Origin of the sequence: Streptomyces massasporeus, from assembly GCF_014648995.1 — a bacterium.
Lineage (GTDB): Bacteria > Actinomycetota > Actinomycetes > Streptomycetales > Streptomycetaceae > Streptomyces > Streptomyces massasporeus.
In genome coordinates this window covers 1-18,025 of the sequence record NZ_BMSE01000034.1, presented here as the reverse complement: position 1 = coordinate 18,025, position 18,025 = coordinate 1, and the positions used below count along the sequence as shown (strand labels likewise).

At 71.0% G+C, this 18,025-nt stretch carries 14 protein-coding genes and 1 pseudogene; 10 read left to right on the top strand and 5 right to left on the bottom strand.

What is annotated here, in order from left to right:
• Positions 1-55 precede the first annotated feature (55 nt).
• Positions 56-655 carry a DUF3043 domain-containing protein gene (locus IE153_RS39770; protein WP_189594552.1) on the bottom strand — a complete coding sequence of 200 codons (600 nt, stop codon included), beginning with the start codon at positions 653-655 and terminating at the stop codon, positions 56-58.
• 317 nt (positions 656-972) lie between these two features.
• On the opposite strand from IE153_RS39770, the gene IE153_RS39765 reads away from it, so the two are divergent.
• From IE153_RS39765 to IE153_RS39740, 6 genes are all read left to right on the top strand, one after another.
• Positions 973-1,758 (top strand): PspA/IM30 family protein, encoded by a 786-nt coding sequence (locus IE153_RS39765; protein ID WP_267958791.1) that lies wholly within the window; start codon positions 973-975, stop codon positions 1,756-1,758.
• Positions 1,759-1,781: 23 nt separating this feature from the next.
• Complete coding sequence (gene pspAA / locus IE153_RS39760; RefSeq protein WP_189594551.1) at positions 1,782-2,060, top strand: PspA-associated protein PspAA; 279 nt, start codon at positions 1,782-1,784, stop codon at positions 2,058-2,060.
• A gap of 204 nt (positions 2,061-2,264) precedes the next feature.
• On the top strand, positions 2,265-3,485 hold the full coding sequence (locus IE153_RS39755; RefSeq protein ID WP_189594550.1) for a sensor histidine kinase: 1,221 nt from the start codon (positions 2,265-2,267) through the stop codon (positions 3,483-3,485).
• Complete coding sequence (locus IE153_RS39750; RefSeq protein ID WP_189594549.1) at positions 3,482-4,165, top strand: response regulator; 684 nt, start codon at positions 3,482-3,484, stop codon at positions 4,163-4,165. The genes IE153_RS39755 and IE153_RS39750 overlap by 4 nt, the downstream gene beginning before the upstream one ends.
• A 160-nt stretch (positions 4,166-4,325) precedes the next feature.
• Positions 4,326-7,460 (top strand): efflux RND transporter permease subunit, encoded by a 3,135-nt coding sequence (locus IE153_RS39745; protein WP_189594548.1) that lies wholly within the window; start codon positions 4,326-4,328, stop codon positions 7,458-7,460.
• Positions 7,461-7,605: 145 nt separating this feature from the next.
• On the top strand, positions 7,606-9,840 hold the full coding sequence (locus IE153_RS39740) for a serine/threonine-protein kinase (protein ID WP_189594547.1): 2,235 nt from the start codon (positions 7,606-7,608) through the stop codon (positions 9,838-9,840).
• Between the two features lie 18 nt (positions 9,841-9,858).
• On the opposite strand, the gene nadA is transcribed toward IE153_RS39740, so the two are convergent.
• Positions 9,859-11,043, bottom strand: a complete 1,185-nt coding sequence (gene nadA, locus IE153_RS39735; RefSeq protein ID WP_189594546.1) for a quinolinate synthase NadA — start codon at positions 11,041-11,043, stop codon at positions 9,859-9,861.
• Between the two features lie 281 nt (positions 11,044-11,324).
• On the opposite strand from nadA, the gene IE153_RS39730 reads away from it, so the two are divergent.
• Complete coding sequence (locus IE153_RS39730; RefSeq protein ID WP_031109243.1) at positions 11,325-11,681, top strand: HesB/IscA family protein; 357 nt, start codon at positions 11,325-11,327, stop codon at positions 11,679-11,681.
• A gap of 88 nt (positions 11,682-11,769) precedes the next feature.
• On the opposite strand, the gene IE153_RS39725 is transcribed toward IE153_RS39730, so the two are convergent.
• The gene (locus tag IE153_RS39725) at positions 11,770-13,659 is read right to left on the bottom strand and encodes a hypothetical protein (protein ID WP_189594545.1); all 1,890 of its coding nucleotides are present in this window, start codon (positions 13,657-13,659) and stop codon (positions 11,770-11,772) included.
• Positions 13,660-13,805: 146 nt separating this feature from the next.
• Positions 13,806-14,012: a hypothetical protein gene (locus IE153_RS39720; protein ID WP_031110673.1), complete on the bottom strand. Its 207-nt coding sequence runs from the start codon at positions 14,010-14,012 to the stop codon at positions 13,806-13,808.
• Positions 14,013-14,144: 132 nt separating this feature from the next.
• On the opposite strand from IE153_RS39720, the gene IE153_RS39715 reads away from it, so the two are divergent.
• The gene (locus IE153_RS39715) at positions 14,145-15,119 is read left to right on the top strand and encodes a carbohydrate kinase family protein (RefSeq protein WP_189594544.1); all 975 of its coding nucleotides are present in this window, start codon (positions 14,145-14,147) and stop codon (positions 15,117-15,119) included.
• Between the two features lie 90 nt (positions 15,120-15,209).
• Here the strand turns inward: IE153_RS39715 and IE153_RS39710 are convergent, their stop codons facing one another.
• Positions 15,210-16,589 carry a cysteine desulfurase/sulfurtransferase TusA family protein gene (locus tag IE153_RS39710; protein WP_189594543.1) on the bottom strand — a complete coding sequence of 460 codons (1,380 nt, stop codon included), beginning with the start codon at positions 16,587-16,589 and terminating at the stop codon, positions 15,210-15,212.
• A gap of 264 nt (positions 16,590-16,853) precedes the next feature.
• Here IE153_RS39710 and ctaC point away from each other — a divergent pair, with 264 nt between their 5' ends.
• Together ctaC and IE153_RS39700 are read left to right on the top strand one after the other, a co-directional pair.
• Positions 16,854-17,819, top strand: a complete 966-nt coding sequence (gene ctaC / locus IE153_RS39705; protein WP_142164424.1) for an aa3-type cytochrome oxidase subunit II — start codon at positions 16,854-16,856, stop codon at positions 17,817-17,819.
• A pseudogene (locus IE153_RS39700) lies at positions 17,816-18,025 on the top strand (aa3-type cytochrome oxidase subunit I); the annotation flags it as partial. The gene ctaC and the pseudogene IE153_RS39700, both read left to right, overlap by 4 nt.

Below are 18,025 nucleotides of genomic sequence, written 5' to 3'. Positions count from 1 at the left end.
CCGCCCAGCTTGTCCAGCCAGGCATCCGCCGCACCCCCGGAGAACGGCGTCGTGGTCAGGGCCGCTCTCCGCGCTTGACCTGCGGCTTCGGCAGCCGGAGCCGGCGCATCTGGAGGGAGCGCATCAGGGCGTACGCGACGGCGCCGCGCTTGTTCTCACCCGCGAAGCGCTCGTTCAGCTGCTTCTTCAGACGGAAGGACGTGACGAACGAGTCGAGCACGATCAGCACGATCACCACGAGCCACAGCAGCAACGCGATGTTCTGCAGCGAGGCCACCCGCACCATGCTCAGCACGAGGATGACCACGGCCATCGGCAGGAAGAACTCCGCGATGTTGAACCGGGAGTCGACGAAATCGCGCGCGAACCGGCGGACCGGTCCCTTGTCACGCGCGGGCAGGTAGCGCTCGTCGCCGCTCGCCAGCGCCTGGCGCTGCCGCTCCATCGCGGTACGGCGCTCCTCGCGCTGTCGCTTGGCGGCCTCCTTGCGCGTCGTCGACGTGTTGGCCACGCTGCGGCGCGAGGACTGGGCCTGGCTGCGCTTGGGCGTGGGGCGGCCCTTGGGGGCCTCGGGGTGACGGGGCTGACTGGAGTCGGTCACCGGCGCCTTGTCGGCGTCCTGGGCCTTCTCATCCTTCGCACGGCTACGGAACACAAAACCCAAGGGTAAGGGCTTCCGGGCATGGACCCCAGCCCCGTGGGGAACGATCCGGCAACACCAGTCGTCAGTAAGGGGACAGAGGGGACGTTGCGCACGCCTCCGGATGTTTCCCGGGGTGTACGGCTCCGGTAACCCCGGGGACCACCTACTCCCTACGCCGGAGCGGGAGCGTACGCAGTCGTCCTTGGGGATGAGCGCATCCGTCCCCGAACAGTGCGGTAATGGATGCAGGGCCCGTACTGTGGGTTCTGTCGCAGGAGCAGCTGCCGGAGTCGGTCAGAAGGGGGCGCGCGAAGCCCATGAGCGGTGTCATGAAGCGTATGGGGATGATCTTCCGCGCGAAGGCGAACAAGGCCCTTGACCGGGCCGAGGACCCGCGCGAGACCCTCGATTACTCGTACCAGAAGCAGCTCGAGCTGCTCCAGAAGGTCCGCCGCGGCGTCGCCGACGTGGCGACCAGCCGCAAGCGGCTGGAACTCCAGCTGAACCAGCTCCAGTCGCAGTCCGGCAAGCTCGAGGACCAGGGCCGCAAGGCGCTCGCGCTGGGCCGCGAGGACCTGGCCCGGGAAGCGCTCTCCCGCCGCGCCGCCCTCCAGCAGCAGGTGACCGACCTGGAGACCCAGCACGCGACGCTCCAGGGCGAGGAGGAGAAGCTCACCCTCGCGGCCCAGCGGCTCCAGGCCAAGGTCGACGCCTTCCGCACCAAGAAGGAGACGATCAAGGCGACGTACACGGCGGCCCAGGCGCAGACCCGGATCGGCGAGGCCTTCTCCGGCATTTCGGAGGAGATGGGCGACGTCGGCCTGGCGATCCAGCGCGCCGAGGACAAGACGGCCCAGCTCCAGGCCCGGGCCGGCGCGATCGACGAGCTGCTCGCCTCGGGGGCGCTCGACGACCAGTCCGGGATGCACAAGGACGACATCCAGGCCGAGCTGGACCGGCTCTCCGGTGGTACGGATGTAGAGCTGGAACTGCAGCGCATGAAGGCCGAACTGGCCGGCGGCTCGGGCAGCGGGCAGCAGGCCATCGAAGGCGGCTCGAACGGGCAGCAGTCCCAGCAGCAGCCGCAGGACACTCCGCGCTTCGACAAGCAGTAGGGGTCCACGCCTAGGAGGGCGACATGATCGTACGGATCATGGGGGAGGGCCAGGTGAGTCTGGCCGACGGCCACCTCGCCGAGCTGAACAAGCTGGACGACGAACTCCTGGCGGAGATGGAGAAGGGTGACGGCCCCGGCTTCCGCCGTACGCTCCAGGCCCTCCTGACCAGGGTCCGCGACCTGGGCGAACCCCTCCCGGACGACTCCCTGGAACCGTCGGAGCTGATCCTGCCGTCCCCCGACGCGACCTTGGAGGAAGTCCGGGAGCTCCTCAGCGACGACGGCTTGATTCCGGGGTGACGTGACCGCGGGCATGCGTCCCGCCCAGCTGCGGGCATGCGTGCCGCCAGGGGCGATGGGGGCCCCTGCTCGAGCGCAGCCGAGAGCTCGGGGGAGGGTGGGCGCGGCGGCACCCCGCGCCGCCGGGTTGCGGGCCCACCCGACCTCAGGTCCGACGCCGGGCACCTCACACATCCGCAGCCGGCCCAGCTACCGTACACACCCGTGAGCACCCTCGCGCGGGCCAAACACCAGGCCAAGGCGCACCCCCTGGCCCTGGACGCCATCCTCGCCCTCGCCGTCCTGGTCTGCATGGTCGCCGGCTCCTTCGTGGAACCCCGGCACCGCGACAGCGTCAACTGGGTCCTGCGCACCCCCGACCTCCTCAGCCTCCTCCTCATGACCCTCGGCGCCGCGGCCCTGGTCTTCCGCCGCCGCGCCCCCATGGCGGTCCTCGCCCTCACGGGCACGCTGTCCGTCATCGAGTCCGTCACCGGCGACCCCCGCGCCCCGGTCGCGATGTCCGCGGTGATCGCCCTCTACACCGTCGCCTCCACCACCGACCGCCCCACCACCTGGCGGGTCGGCCTGCTCACGATGACCGTGCTGACCGGCGCCGCCATGGCCGCCGGACCGCTGCCCTGGTACGCCCAGGAGAACCTCGGCATCTTCGCCTGGACCGGCATCGGCGCCACCGCCGGTGACGCCGTCCGCAGCCGCCGCGCCTTCGTCCAGGCCATCCGCGAACGCGCGGAGCGGGCCGAGCGCACCCGCGAGGAGGAGGCCCGCCGCCGGGTCGCCGAGGAACGCCTGCGCATCGCCCGGGACCTGCACGACGTGGTCGCCCACCACATCGCCCTGGTCAACGTGCAGGCCGGGGTCGCCGCCCACGTCATGGACAAGCGGCCCGACCAGGCCAAGGAGGCCCTCGCGCACGTCCGCGAGGCCAGCCGCTCCGCGCTCAACGAGCTCCGCGCCACCGTCGGCCTGCTCCGGCAGTCCGGCGACCCGGAGGCCCCCACCGAACCCGCCCCGGGCCTGGACCGCCTCGACGAACTCACCGGTACCTTCCGCAGCGCCGGCCTGCACGTCGAGGTCGCCCGCGCCGACCAGGGCACCACCCTCCCCGCCGCCGTCGACCTGGCCGCCTACCGGATCATCCAGGAGGCCCTCACCAACGTGCAGAAGCACGCCGGGCCCCAGGCCAAGGCCGAGGTCAGCGTCGTACGCGTCGGGCCGAACATCGAGATCACCGTGCTCGACGACGGCAGCGGCGAGAACGAGACCCAGGACAGCGGTGGCGGCCACGGGCTGCTCGGCATGCGCGAGCGCGTCAGCGCCCTGCGCGGCACCCTCACCACCGGTCCCCGCTACGGCGGCGGCTTCCGCGTCCATGCGATCCTGCCGCTCAAGAACCGCACACCGACCGGGGAGGACCCCGCATGACCATCCGTGTCCTGCTCGCCGACGACCAGGCGCTGCTGCGCAGCGCCTTTCGCGTGCTCGTCGACTCCGAGCCCGACATGGAGGTGGTCGGCGAGGCCTCCGACGGCGCGGAAGCGGTCCGGCTGAGCAAGGAGCAGCACGCCGACGTCGTGCTCATGGACATCCGCATGCCCGGCACCGACGGCCTCGCCGCGACCCGCATGATCAGCGCCGACCCCGAGCTCGCCGACGTCCGGGTGGTCATCCTGACGACGTTCGAGGTCGACGACTACGTCGTGCAGTCGCTGCGGGCGGGCGCCTCCGGCTTCCTCGGCAAGGGCTCCGAGCCCGAGGAACTGCTGAGCGCCATCCGGATCGCGGCCGGCGGGCAGGCCCTGCTCTCCCCGGCGGCCACCACGGGCCTGATCGCCCGGTTCCTCGCCACGGACGACCCGGCCGACGGCGACCGCGACCCGGCCCGCGGCGAACGGCTCGACTCGCTGACCGTCCGGGAGCGCGAGGTGCTGGTCCAGGTCGCCGGCGGGCACTCCAACGACGAGATCGCCGAGCGCCTCGAAGTGAGTCCGCTGACGGTGAAGACGCACGTCAACCGGGCCATGGCCAAACTCGGCGCCCGGGACCGCGCCCAGCTCGTCGTCACCGCGTACGAATCCGGTCTGGTCCGTCCAAGGGTGGAGTGAGCTCGACCCGGGTGTACTGCGGCCGGAGTATGCGCCGCATAAGGATTTGGACCTGGGGCCTACGAAACCCGGTTCCCGCATGGCTCAGGGTGTAGGGGCGGGCGCTCATCTGCGCGTCCGCTGCCGCTTCTGCCGCTAAACAGAAGAGAGACCCTCACCCATGTCCTGGCTGTCCAGGTTCAGCCTCGCGCAACGGGCCTTGATCGGGCTGATGTCGATCATCGCGCTCGTCTTCGGGGCGATCGCGATACCCCAGCTCAAGCAGCAGCTGCTGCCCACCATCGAACTGCCCATGGTGTCCGTGCTGGCGCCGTACCAGGGCGCGTCCCCGGACGTGGTCGAGAAGCAGGTCGTCGAACCCATCGAGGACACCCTCGAAGCCGTCGACGGCATCAGCGGCGTCACCTCCACCGCCAGCGAGGGCAACGCCGTGATCATGGCGTCCTTCGACTACGGCAACGACACCAAGCAGCTGGTCGCCGATGTCCAGCAGGCCGTCAACCGGGCCCGCGTCCAGCTCCCGGACGACGTCGACCCGCAGGTCGTCGCCGGTTCCACGGACGACATCCCCACCGTCGTCCTCGCCGTCACCTCCGGCCGGGACCAGCAGGCCCTGGCCGACCAGCTCGACAAGACCGTCGTGCCGGACCTGAAGAGCATCGACGGCGTCGGCCAGGTCACCGTCGACGGGGTCCGGGACGTCCAGGTCACCGTCACGCCCGACGACGCGAAGCTCGCCAAGGCCGGTCTGACCTCGCTGTCCGTCTCCGAGGCGCTCAAGGCGGGCGGCGCGACCGTCCCGGCCGGCTCCTTCGACGAGGGCGGCGCCAACCGCACCGTCCAGGTCGGCGGCGGTCTCACCTCGCTGAAGCAGATCCAGGACCTGATGGTCACGGGCGAGCCCGGCAAGGGCAAGCCGGTGCGCCTCGGCGACGTCGCCACGGTGAAGCAGCAGGAGGCCCCGGCCGACTCCATCACCCGTACCGACGGCAAGCCCAGCCTCGCCGTCGCCGTCACCATGGACCGCGACGGCAGCGCGGTCGCCATCTCCGACGCCGTCCAGGACAAGCTCCCGGACCTGCGCGAGGACCTCGGCTCGGGCGCCACCCTCACGGTCGTCAGCGACCAGGGCCCGGCGGTCTCGAAGTCCATCAAGGGCCTGACCACCGAGGGCGCGCTCGGTCTGCTCTTCGCCGTCCTGGTGATCCTGGTCTTCCTGGCCTCGATCCGCTCGACCCTCGTGACCGCGGTGTCCATCCCGCTGTCCGTGGTCCTCGCGCTGATCGTGCTGTGGACGCGCGACCTGTCGCTGAACGTCCTCACGCTGGGCGCCCTGACCATCGCCATCGGCCGGGTCGTCGACGACTCGATCGTGGTCCTGGAGAACATCAAGCGCCACCTCGGCTACGGCGAGGAGCGCCACTCGGCGATCCTCCAGGCCGTCCGTGAGGTCGCGGGCGCGGTGACGTCCTCGACGCTCACCACGGTCGCGGTGTTCCTGCCGATCGGCCTGGTCGGCGGCATGGTGGGCGAGCTGTTCGGCTCGTTCAGCCTGACCGTGACGGCAGCGCTGCTGGCGTCCCTCCTCGTCTCCCTGACGGTCGTGCCGGTCCTGTCGTACTGGTTCCTGCGCCCGCCGAAGGGCACCCCCGAGGACGCGGACGAGGCCCGCCGGATCGCCGAGGAGAAGGAGGCCAAGAGCCGCCTCCAGCGCATCTACGTCCCCGTCCTGCGCTTCGCGACCCGCCGCCGCCTCACCAGCGTGGCCCTCGCGATCGTCGTGCTGGTCGGCACCTTCGGCATGGCGCCGCTGCTGAAGACGAACTTCTTCGACCAGGGCGAGGTCGAGGTCCTCACCGTCAAGCAGGAGCTGAAGCCCGGCACCAGCCTGGCGGCGACCGACGTCCAGGCGAAGAAGGTCGAGCGGCTGCTCGCCGGCGCCGAGGGCGTGAAGGACTACCAGGTCACCATCGGCTCGTCCGGCTTCATGGCCGCCTTCGGCGGCGGCACGGACACCAACCAGGCCTCGTACCAGGTGATGCTGGAGGACTCGGCGTCGGCCGAGGACGTCCAGGACGGCATCGAGAAGGGCCTGGCCGGGCTGAAGGGCATCGGCACGACCACCATCACCGCCGGCGACGGGTTCGGCGCCCAGGACCTCAGTGTCGTGGTGAAGGCCGCCGACGCCGATGTGTTGCGTACGGCGTCCGAGGAGGTCCGCAAGACGGTCGCCTCGCTCGACGACGTCACGGACGTCACCAGCGACCTGTCGCAGAGCGTGCCGCGCATCTCGGTGAAGGCCAACGACAAGGCGGCCGCGGCCGGCTTCAACGACCAGACCCTCGGCGGCGCCGTCGCCCAGGCCGTCCGCGGCACCCCCGCGGCCAAGGCGGTCCTGGACGACACCGAGCGCGACGTCGTCATCCGCGCGGTCAAGCCCGCCAAGACCCTGAAGCAGCTGAAGGACCTGCGCCTGGGCGGAGCGGTGAAGCTCGGCGACATCGCCACCGTCGAACTGGTCGACGGCCCGGTCTCCATGACCCGCATCGACGGCCAGCGCGCGGCCACCATCACCGCGAAGCCGACCGGCGACAACACCGGCGCGGTCAGCACCCAGCTCCAGTCGAAGATCAGCGCGCTGAAGCTCCCGGACGGCGCCACGGCCTCGATCGGCGGTGTCTCCGAGGACCAGGACGAGGCGTTCGTCAACCTGGGCCTGGCGATGCTGGCGGCCATCGCGATCGTCTTCATGCTGCTGGTCGGCACCTTCCGGTCGCTGGTCCAGCCGCTGATCCTGCTGGTCTCCATCCCGTTCGCCGCCACCGGCGCGATCGGCCTGCTGATCGCCACCGGCACCCCGATGGGCGTCCCGGCCATGATCGGCATGCTGATGCTGATCGGCATCGTGGTGACGAACGCGATCGTGCTGATCGACCTGATCAACCAGTACCGCAAGCAGGGCCACGGCGTCGTCGAGGCCGTGATCGAGGGCGGCCGGCACCGGCTGCGCCCGATCCTCATGACCGCCCTGGCGACGATCTTCGCCCTGCTGCCGATGGCCCTCGGCATCACCGGAGAGGGCGGCTTCATCGCCCAGCCGCTGGCCGTGGTCGTGATCGGCGGCCTGGTGACGTCGACGCTCCTCACCCTGCTCCTCGTCCCGACGCTCTACGCGATGGTCGAGCTCCGCAAGGAGCGCCGGGCGAAGAAGCGCGCGGCGAAGAGGGCGAAGAAGACCGGGGACCGGCCCGACGCGACGTCGGCCTCGGACGAGCAGGAGCCCGCGTCCGTCTGATCGCGGGCGCCTCGCCGAGCCCGGACGGCGAGCCCTTTCGGCGGCCGGGTCCCGAACCGGAAAGCACGGTTCGGGACCCGGCCGCCGCCGTGTCACCGTTACGTATCCTGACCCCGGACTGCATGGCGGGGGAGAGGAACCGGGCGTGCCGCTGCAGAAGGACGACCCGAAGTCGATCGGCGGGTACAAACTGGTCGGCCGGCTCGGATCCGGAGGCATGGGGATCGTCTACCGCGGCCGGGCCCGTTCGGGGCGCGAGGTCGCCGTCAAGGTGGTGCACGCCCAGTACGCGGAGGACGCGGTCTTCCGCGCCCGTTTCCGACAGGAGATCGAGTCCGTCCGCAAGGTGAGCGGCGCCTTCACCGCGCCGGTCGTGGACGCGGACCCGGAGGCGGTACGGCCCTGGATGGCGACCCAGTACGTGCCCGGCCCCTCCCTCGCCGCCCTGATCCGCGACCAGGGCCCGCTGAAGGGCGCCGCGCTGCGCCGACTGGCGCTCGGGCTGGTGGAGGCCTTGCGGGAGATCCACCGGGCGGGGGTGGTGCACCGGGACCTCAAGCCCGCGAACGTCCTGATGGCCGAGGACGGCCCGCGCGTCATCGACTTCGGCATCTCCCGCGCTGCCGAGAACCACAACACCCTGACCGAGACCGGCCAGATGATCGGCACCCCGCCGTTCATGTCGCCGGAGCAGCTCACCGACGCCCGATCGGTGGGCCCGGCCTCCGACGTGTTCTCCGTGGGCGCCCTGCTCGTGTACACGAGCACCGGCCGGGGGCCTTTCGACGCCGACAGCCCCTATCTGACGGCCTACCGGGTGGTCCATGACGCCCCCGTCCTGGACGGCGTCCCGGAACCCCTGCACGCACTGCTGGAACGTTGCCTCGCCAAGAACCCCGCGGACCGGCCCGGACTGGACGAACTGGCGCGGGAGTTCGTGGCGGCGCTGCCGGAGACGGGTGAGGAGGACCAGAACACGGTGCCGTTGCGCACGGACGAGGTGGCCCTGGTCAGCACCCGGCCCGCCGCGGTCGCCGACCCCGGCCCTCCGGCCGCCGTCCGACGCCGGAGCCGTGCCCGGCGGCTGTGGGCCACGGCCGGCACGGCCGCCGCCCTCGCGCTCGGCCTCACGGGCTATCTGCTGTTCGGACCCGGAACAGGTGGGGACGACTCACGCGGCGGGACGGACCCCACCGGGTCCGCGCCCTCCCGGTGGACGGCCGTCCCGGCCGGCTGGAAGCCCTGGCAGACGACGGTGGACGCCCCCGCCGCGCAGGGAGTGAAGCAGGGACTCGGCATCGCCGGGACCGGGTCGTTGGACGGCCCGGAGTGCGACCCGTACGAGGGAGCCCTCTACTGCGCGGGCGACGGAGTCCTGCCGGTGCGCCTCGACGCCCTGACCGGACAGGCCGGCTGGCGCGCCGACGTGCTGCCCCCCGGTACGGGCAAGGGGTCGTACAGCTTCTCCGTCCTCGGTGTCACGGACGACGCGGTGCTGGTGGAGCAGACGTACAGTCCCGACCACGGGGAGGACGTCAAGGTCACGGTCGCCGCCCTCGACATCCGGGCCGGCAAGCGGCTGTGGCACCGCACGGTGAACGTCGACACGGTCCGCCCGTATCTCTTCGGCGACCTCGTGATAGTGCCGGACGACGGCGGTCGCTCGGTGACCGCTCGCTCGCCGCGCACCGGCGCCGGGCGCTGGACGGCGCCGCTGCCCGGGGGCCGGCACTGCAGCCCGGCGGACACCGGCGGGAACGGATACCTGGTGTGCGGACCCGACTTGATGCCCGTGAAAGAGACGCTGCTGCTGAGGCTGGACCCGGCCGACGGCTCGGTGCGACGCCTGACGGTGCCGAGCGGCAGTACCCCCGTCGGCACCTACGACGGGCGGCTGGTCTTCCTCGAACCGACCGAGGCCGAGGAGGACGACGCCTTCGCCCGGATCCGGCTGCTGGATCCGGACACCGGCAAGGAACGCACGGTGAGGCTCGCGGAGCCGCTGGAGGGCAACGCGGCGCTCTCGGGCGGCACCCTGTGGTTCGCCACGTCGTCCGGACAGGTCACCGCGGTGTCGGTCCGCACGGGCGAGCGGCTGTGGCAGACCCGGACGAGCCTGGAGCAGCCCAGCGACGTCACCCACGACCCGCGCGCCCACGTGGTCTATCTCTCCAGCGCCAGCGGACGGGTCGCCGCCCTCGACACGCGAAAGGGCACGCTGCTGTGGGAGACCCTGCCGCGTGCCCAGCGGGTGACCAACCAGGGGTGGTGGCGCTCCGAGGTGCGGCTCCACGAGGGCACCCTCGTGGTCGCCACCGCGGAGGGTGACGTCTTCACCCTCGACCCGGCCCACCCCGACCGGAAACCCGTCTCGGGGTGAGCCCAGGGGCTGCGAGACCTACGGCAGCGCCAGCATCCGCTCCAGGGCCAGCTTCGCGAAGGCCTCCGTCTCCTTGTCCACCTCGATGCGGTTGACGAGGTTGTCCTCGGCCAGGGACTCCAGGGTCCAGACCAGGTGGGGGAGGTCGATGCGGTTCATGGTCGAGCAGAAGCAGACCGTCTTGTCGAGGAAGACGATCTCCTTGCCCTCGGGCGCGAAACGGTTCGCCAGGCGGCGGACCAGGTTCAGCTCCGTGCCGATGGCCCACTTCGAGCCGGCCGGGGCGGCCTCCAGGGCCTTGATGATGTACTCGGTCGAACCGACGTAGTCCGCCGCGGCCACGACCTCGTGCTTGCACTCCGGGTGGACCAGGACGTTCACGCCCGGGATGCGCTCGCGCACGTCGTTCACCGAGTCCAGGCTGAAGCGGCCGTGCACCGAGCAGTGGCCGCGCCACAGGATCATCTTCGCCGCGCGCAGCTGGTCGGCCGTCAGGCCGCCGTTCGGCTTGTGCGGGTTGTAGAGGACGCAGTCCTCGAGGGACATGCCCATGTCGCGGACGGCGGTGTTGCGCCCGAGGTGCTGGTCGGGCAGGAAGAGCACCTTCTCGCCCTGCTCGAACGCCCAGTCCAGGGCGCGCTTGGCGTTGGACGAGGTGCAGATCGTGCCGCCGTGCTTGCCGGTGAACGCCTTGATGTCGGCGGAGGAGTTCATGTACGAGACGGGCACGACCTGCTCGGCTATCCCGGCCTCGGTCAGCACGTCCCAGCACTCGGCGACCTGCTCGGCCGTCGCCATGTCGGCCATCGAGCAGCCGGCGGCGAGGTCGGGCAGGACGACCTTCTGGTCGTCGGACGTCAGGATGTCCGCCGACTCCGCCATGAAGTGCACGCCGCAGAACACGATGTACTCGGCCTCCGGGCGGGCGGCCGCGTCCCGGGCCAGCTTGAACGAGTCACCCGTCACGTCGGCGAACTGGATGACCTCGTCGCGCTGGTAGTGGTGGCCGAGCACGAAGACCTTCTCCCCGAGCTTCTCCTTCGCCTTGCGGGCGCGCTCCACCAGGTCCGGGTCGGACGGCGAGGGCAGGTCGCCGGGACACTCCACACCGCGCTCGCTCTTCGGGTCGGCCTCACGGCCGAGGAGCAGCAGGGCGAGGGGCGTCGGCTGTACGTCGAGCTCCTGGGTCTGGGCGGTGGTCACGACACGCACCCTTTCTGTTTCTGCGACTTTTCGTCGATTTGACGCTATCTATCATAACCGCTTCACGTCACTTTGACGACGGCCATAGCGTCTGTGTGACGTGAATCCCGGTGGGCCCCCGTTCATTCCCGGGAAGACCCGGAAAGAGCCGTTTTCCGGTTCCGGGCGCGTGTGCGAGCATGAAAAGGAGCCGGGATCGACGCCCGGCCCGGAATGAATCCGCGGCCCCGCCGGTTGCAACCGTCGGCAAGCAGTCTCCGTACAACCCGGGAGAGATGTAGATGTCCGTATCGGACGAGACCAGCACCGTCACCGACGGCATCATCCTGACCGACGCCGCCGCGTCCAAGGTCAAGGCGCTGCTCGACCAGGAAGGCCGCGAAGACCTCGCGCTGCGTGTCGCCGTCCAGCCCGGCGGCTGCTCCGGCCTCCGCTACCAGCTCTTCTTCGACGAGCGCGCCCTCGACGGCGACGTCGAGAAGGACTTCGGCGGTGTGAAGGTGGTCACCGACCGCATGAGCGCCCCGTACCTGGGCGGTGCCACGATCGACTTCGTGGACACCATCGAGAAGCAGGGCTTCACGATCGACAACCCGAACGCGACGGGCTCCTGCGCCTGCGGCGACTCCTTCAGCTGAGCCTGCCGAGCCGCTCCGGCGGCCGCGGACACGACGAAGGCGGCGGCCCCCTTTGAGGGGGCCGCCGCCTTCGCGCCGTGTGTCGCTCCTACCGCTCCCGCGCCGGGGGAGCCGGCAGCCGCGCCCCCTCCTTGGCCAGCGGCACCGCCTTGCCGTCCGTGTTCACCACGGCTCGGTCACCGAGCGGCTCGTCCAGCTGCACGGTTTCCTGGAACTGCTTGGCGATCATGACGCAGACCTTGTCCGGCCACGGGGTCGACGTCACGGAGACCGTCACCTCGTCGCCCTTCTCGCTCGCCTTCACGTCGTAGTCGGCGCACACCCCGCCCGTGAAGGTCACCGTCAGCTCCGAGCCCTCGGCCCGGTAGCCGTCCACCTTCACCTCGCGCGGCCCGGGAGCCGACGTCGGCTGGTCACTCGGCTCGCTCGGCTTCGGGGAGGCCAGGTACTTCGGCTCGACCGCCGGGTACGTCACCGTGAACGGGTCGTTCGCGCCCGGCGCCGTCACCTCGAACAGCCAGGACGGCACCAGCGCCTGCCGCCCGTCCACGACGTGCGCGGCCAGCCCGAACACCGCGCTCTCGACCGTCACCGTGTCCTGCTTCGGAGGACCGCTCGCCGGCTGCTCGCAGGGCTGCTCCAGCCGGTCCTTGAGCGGCACAGGACTGGCGCAGCCGCCGATGCCCATCCGGTGGTCGTTCTTCGGCTGCCCGTTCATCAGCTCCAGCGCCTTCTCGGCGCCGACCACCGGGTACGTGTCGCCCTTCACCGGCGTCCTCAGCTGTCCGCTGCCGCCGACGACCTCGCCGTCCGAGCCGACGTTGATCCCGGTCGTCCAGCCGTGCGTGGGAAGTCCGCCCACCTCGGGAGCGGCGTTCACCACCCGCTGGGCCCCCATGACCTGGCTCGCGTCGCGCTTCGCGTCGTCCTGACCCACCGCCTTCAGCACGGGCGCCGCGGCCTTCTCGGCCACCTCCTCGCTCACCGGTGTGCCACCGGACCGCGGGGCGGTGCAGGTGTCGATGCCTTTGCAGTTGTCGGTGCCCGGGGCGTACCGGCTGAACGTCCAGGACCCCGGCGCCTGCCGGTTCACCTGGAGGCTCGGCCCCGACCCGTCCTGGCCCCCGATCTTCCAGGCCTCGCCCTGCGCCACCGGCGTCCCCTCGACCCCGAGGGCCTTCGCCAGCCGGGCCACGTCCTCCTTGGTGACCTCGCCCTGCGCCCGGTACACCGGGGCCTTGGCCGGGCCGTCCGGCAGGGGGCCGCCGACCCGGTAGGTGGCGCCGTAGGGGTTGGGCTCGCCGGGCGCGATGCCGTTGCCGCCGCCCGCCGTGGACTCCGAGTAGCCGTCGAGCGCGAGCGGCGGGGGAGTGTCGTCCCCACCGGGCGCGCCGGAGGTCGTACCGCCGCCCGACCCGCTCGACGCGTTGGAGGCGAGCCAGGCCCCGCCACCGCCGATCAGCAGCACGGCGGCGGCGACGGAGGCGATGATCGCGGGCGTACGGGGGCGGCCACCGTCGTGGTGGACCAGGTCCTCGTCGTCGCGTACGTCCCTTTCATGGCGGGGGAGGTCGCCGGCCTCATCCGGGAGGTCGCCGGCCGGTTCCGGGGTCGCGGGCGCCGACTCGCCGTCGGCCTGCCGGTCTTCGGACGCGGGCGTCTCGGCGGATTCCTCGACGGCACCCGACTCGGCGGCCTCCGGCGTACCCGGCTCCTCGGCGGCCGGCCCGCCGTCCACGCTCTCGGCCGCTTTCGCGTCAGCGATGTGCGTGTCCTCATCCGGCGCCTCGGAAGCCTCGGAAGTCCCGGCGGTCGCTTCGGCCTTTTCGGCCTCTTCGGGCTCAGCGGCCTCCGGCGACTCCCCGGCCTCCGCCGGGGCTCCGGCGTCCGCCGTACCCGGCTCCTCGACCTCCGGGGCGTCGGCGGTGGCGCCCGCTTCCCTGGCGTCGTCGTCGTTGTCGGGTCGCTCGGTGTTCACCGCATCGCTCCTTCGGCTGCACAGCTGTCCCATGGGACCCGGCCCGTCACCTACGGGCCCGCTGGTGGGTCGTATCCCGCCTCCCCTTTACGGGGGACAGCGATGGGACGCAGCGGGGGAGCACACGGTTCCCGCGAGTGCGCCGTTCAGTCCCCGTAGTCCTCCATGGCGTCGAGCAGCCGCGCCGACGCCGGGGGTACCGACACGCCGTGGATCAGAGCCGGGGAGACCGGCCGCGAAGCGATCCGGGGGACCGCCCAGTGCGGAGCCATCCGCGCCCCGTCACCCGGCAGCGACGCCAGGTCACCCTCCAGATCGACCGGAACGGGGGCGTGGAACTTGAGGTTCGTCATACCGGCACCGTATGCACGGTCGAGCTCACCGAGAAAGATCTACTATCGGGTAGTTTCGATGCCTTCAGAGCCGCCCCGCCCACCCGATAGCGTGAACCGTCAAGGTTCGCCTCCCTCAGGAGAGTCCACGCCGTGCGCATCGCAGTCTCCGGCTCCATCGCCACCGACCACCTCATGACCTTCCCCGGCCGCTTCGCCGACCAGTTCGTAGCGGACCAGCTGCACACGGTCTCGCTGTCGTTCCTGGTCGACCAGCTCGACGTCCGTCGCGGCGGCGTCGCCGCGAACATCGCGTTCGGCATGGGGCAGCTCGGCACCCGGCCGATCCTGGTCGGCGCCGCGGGCGCGGACTTCGACGAGTACCGGGCCTGGCTGGAGCGGCACGGCGTCGACACCGAATCCGTCCGCATCTCCGACACGCTGCACACCGCCCGCTTCGTGTGCACGACCGACGCCGACCACAACCAGATCGGCTCCTTCTACACCGGCGCCATGAGCGAGGCCCGCCTCATCGAGCTGAAGACCGTCGCCGACCGGGTCGGCGGTCTCGACCTGGTCTCCATCGGCGCCGACGACCCGGAGGCCATGCTCCGCCACACCGAGGAGTGCCGCTCCCGGTCCATCCCGTTCGCCGCCGACTTCTCCCAGCAGATCGCCCGGATGGACGGCGAGGAGATCCGCATCCTGCTGGACGGGGCGACGTACCTCTTCTCCAACGAGTACGAGAAGGGCCTCATCGAGTCCAAGACCGGCTGGAGCGACGCGGAGATCCTGTCCCGCGTGGGCCACCGGGTGACCACGCTCGGCGCGCGCGGCGTACGCATCGAGCGGGCCGGCGAGGACCCGATCGAGGTCGGCACGCCGGACGAGGAGCGCAAGGCCGACCCGACGGGCGTCGGCGACGCCTTCCGCGCGGGCTTCATGTCGGGCCTGGCCTGGGGCGTCTCCCTGGAGCGCGCCGCCCAGGTCGGCTGCATGCTGGCGACCCTCGTCATCGAGACGGTGGGGACGCAGGAGTACCAGCTGCGGCGCGGGCACTTCATGGAGCGGTTCACCAAGGCGTACGGGGACGAGGCGGCTACCGAAGTGCAGGGGCATCTGGCCTGATCGTCGTCGGCCGCGGGTGCGTGGGGGCTGGTCGCGCCCCGCGGCGGCAGCCGCATGTCGACACAGCCCCGCGCCCCCGGAAGGGGCCGGTCAGCTCACCCGGCGGATCACGTACGCAGTTCCCCGGTCCGCCGGCTCCTCGCCCACGTACTCCTGGTCCCGCATCTCGCACCACGCCGGGATGTCCAGGCGGGCCGCCTCGTCGTCCGACAGGACGCGGACCAGCCCGCCCACGGGCACGTCGCCGATGACCTTCGCCAGCTCGATCACCGGGATCGGGCAGCGCTTGCCGAGGGAGTCCACGACCAGGACGTCCTCCTCGTGGGCGACCTGGGAGGCGACCGGCGCCCCCAGCTTCTCCCGTACCGCCGTCACGGCACCGGGAAGGACGGCCAGGAACCTCTCCACATCCTCCTCGGCCGCCCCCGACGGCAGCGAAACCCGCACATTCCCTTCACTCAGCACGCCCATCGCCCGCAGGACGTGGCTGGGCGTCAGCGTGCTGCTCGTGCAGGACGATCCGGACGAGACCGAGAAACCCTCCCGGTCCAGCTCGTGCAGCAGCGCCTCTCCGTCGACATAGAGACAGGAGAAGGTGACGACCCCGGGCAGCCGGCGCGCCGGATGGCCCACCACCTCGACGTCGGACACCAGCCGCGGCACCCGCGCCCGGATCCGGTCCGTCAGCTCCCGCAGGCGCGCGGCCTCCTCGGCCGCCTCGGCCCGCACGGCCCGCAGCGACGCGGCCGCCGCCACGATCGCCGGGATGTTCTCGAAACCGGGCGCCCGACCCGACTCCCGCTCGTCCACCGGCCCTTGCGCCGCGAACCGCGCACCCTTGCGGACCACCAGCAGCCCGACCCCGGACGGCCCGCCCCACTTGTGGGCACTGGCCGTCAGCAGCGACCAGCCCCCGTCCACCGGCCCCCACCCCAGCGACTGCGCCGCGTCCACCAGCAACGGCACCCCGGCCTCCCGGCACACCTCGGCCACCGCCCCGACGGGCTGCTCGGTCCCGACCTCGTGATTGGCGGACTGCAGACACGCCAGCGCGGTGTCCTCGCGCAGGGCATCGCCGTAGGCCGCCGGATCCACCAACCCGGTCCGGTCCACCGCGACCTGGGTGACGCTCCCCCCGGCCGCCTCGAGGAGCTCCGCCGAATGCAGTACAGAGGAGTGTTCGACCGCTGACACGATCAGGTGACGTCCGACCCGCCTGCGCCCGGCCAGCGCGCCGGCAATGCCCGTGTGCACGGCACGGGTTCCGGACGAGGTGAAGGTCAGTTCGTCCGGCCGGCATCCCACCGCCTCGGCAGCGGCCTCCCGCGCCGCGTCCAGGAGCACCCGGGCCCGCCGCCCTTCCCTGTACAGACGCGCGGGATCCGCCCACCCCTCGTCGAACGAGGCCAGCAGAGCCTGCCGGGCGACGGGATGAAGAGGGGCACTGGAAGCAGCATCGAAGTAGGCCACACAGCAACGCTAGAACGTCCCCGGGGGAAGCCGACCCAAGGGGCGCGGGGAACTGCGCGAACGACCACAAACAACCCGCAGCCGCCAATTCAGCGAACCCCCCGGGTGAGTAAGCCCCCCTCCCCGAGAACCCCCGGAGGGCGTCGGCTAGGGTTTGGTCCGCATAAACATCCAAACCCCTGCCCGACGCAGGGCCGCGACCGACCAGCGAGAAGGCCAGGCCGCAGCCGATCCGCGCGGGCGAGACTCTCGGGAAGGCGCTACGTGAGTCCCAACGGCTCCGACCGCTCGCCGCGGCGCCCGATGCGGCGGAAGCTGCTGCAGGCACTGACCGCGGGCCTGGTCTTGGCGACAGCCACCGGTTGCTCGTACAACTGGGAAGACTTCCCCCGCCTTGGTATGCCCACCCCGACCACGGAAGAGGCTCCCCGGATCCTCTCCCTGTGGCAGGGTTCCTGGGCGGCTGCGCTCGCCGTCGGCGTGCTGGTGTGGGGTCTGATCCTGTGGAGTGCTTTCTTCCACCGGCGCAGCCGCACCAAGGTCGAAGTTCCTCCGCAGACCCGGTACAACATGCCCATCGAGGCGCTGTACACCGTGGTTCCGCTCATCATCGTCTCGGTGCTGTTCTACTTCACCGCTCGTGACGAGTCCGAGCTGCTCAGCCTCAAGAAGAAGCCCGACGTCACGATCAACGTGGTCGGCTTCCAGTGGAGCTGGTGCTTCAACTACATCGAGCCGGTCGCCGGTTCCACCGGGGACGCCAAGACCTCGAAGGACCTGGACGCGATCCCGGACCGCTTCAAGAAGGACTTCCCGGCCAACGCCGGCGGCGTCTACGACTGCGGCACCCCCGGTACGCGGAACCCGCAGACCAACAACCCGGGCCCGACGCTCTGGCTCCCCAAGGACAAGACGGTCCGCTTCGTCCTGACCTCGCGTGACGTCATCCACTCCTTCTGGGTTGTGCCGTTCCTGATGAAGCAGGACGTCATTCCGGGCCACACCAACTCCTTCCAGGTGACCCCCAACAAGGAGGGCACCTTCCTGGGCAAGTGTGCCGAGCTCTGCGGCGTCGACCACTCCCGGATGCTCTTCAACGTGAAGGTCGTCTCCCAGGAGCGTTACGAGCAGCACCTCAAGGACCTCGTGGACAAGCAGCAGAACGGTTACGTTCCTGCCGGCATCGCGCAGACGAGCCACGAGAAGAACCGGGAGACGAACAACCTGTGAGCATCCTCAACGAACCCCAGGGTGCCGCGGCAGCAGGGTCCCACTACCAGGACGAGCTGCCGGTCAGGCGCCAGAACCGCGGCAGTGTCGTGGTCAAGTGGCTGACGACGACGGACCACAAGACGATCGGCACGATGTACCTCGCCACGTCGTTCGCGTTCTTCGTCATCGGCGGCGTGATGGCGCTGCTCATGCGCGCCGAGCTG

What these genes read in the sequence shown, in the direction of transcription:
- IE153_RS39720 (WP_031110673.1), bottom strand. Translation starts at nt 14,012, where the DNA reads ATGACGAACCTCAAGTTCCACGCCCCCGTTCCGGTCGATCTGGAGGGT.
- IE153_RS39750 (WP_189594549.1), top strand. Translation starts at nt 3,482, where the DNA reads ATGACCATCCGTGTCCTGCTCGCCGACGACCAGGCGCTGCTGCGCAGC.
- IE153_RS39765 (WP_267958791.1), top strand. Translation starts at nt 973, where the DNA reads ATGAAGCGTATGGGGATGATCTTCCGCGCGAAGGCGAACAAGGCCCTT.
- pspAA (WP_189594551.1), top strand. Translation starts at nt 1,782, where the DNA reads ATGATCGTACGGATCATGGGGGAGGGCCAGGTGAGTCTGGCCGACGGC.
- IE153_RS39745 (WP_189594548.1), top strand. Translation starts at nt 4,326, where the DNA reads ATGTCCTGGCTGTCCAGGTTCAGCCTCGCGCAACGGGCCTTGATCGGG.
- IE153_RS39730 (WP_031109243.1), top strand. Translation starts at nt 11,325, where the DNA reads ATGTCCGTATCGGACGAGACCAGCACCGTCACCGACGGCATCATCCTG.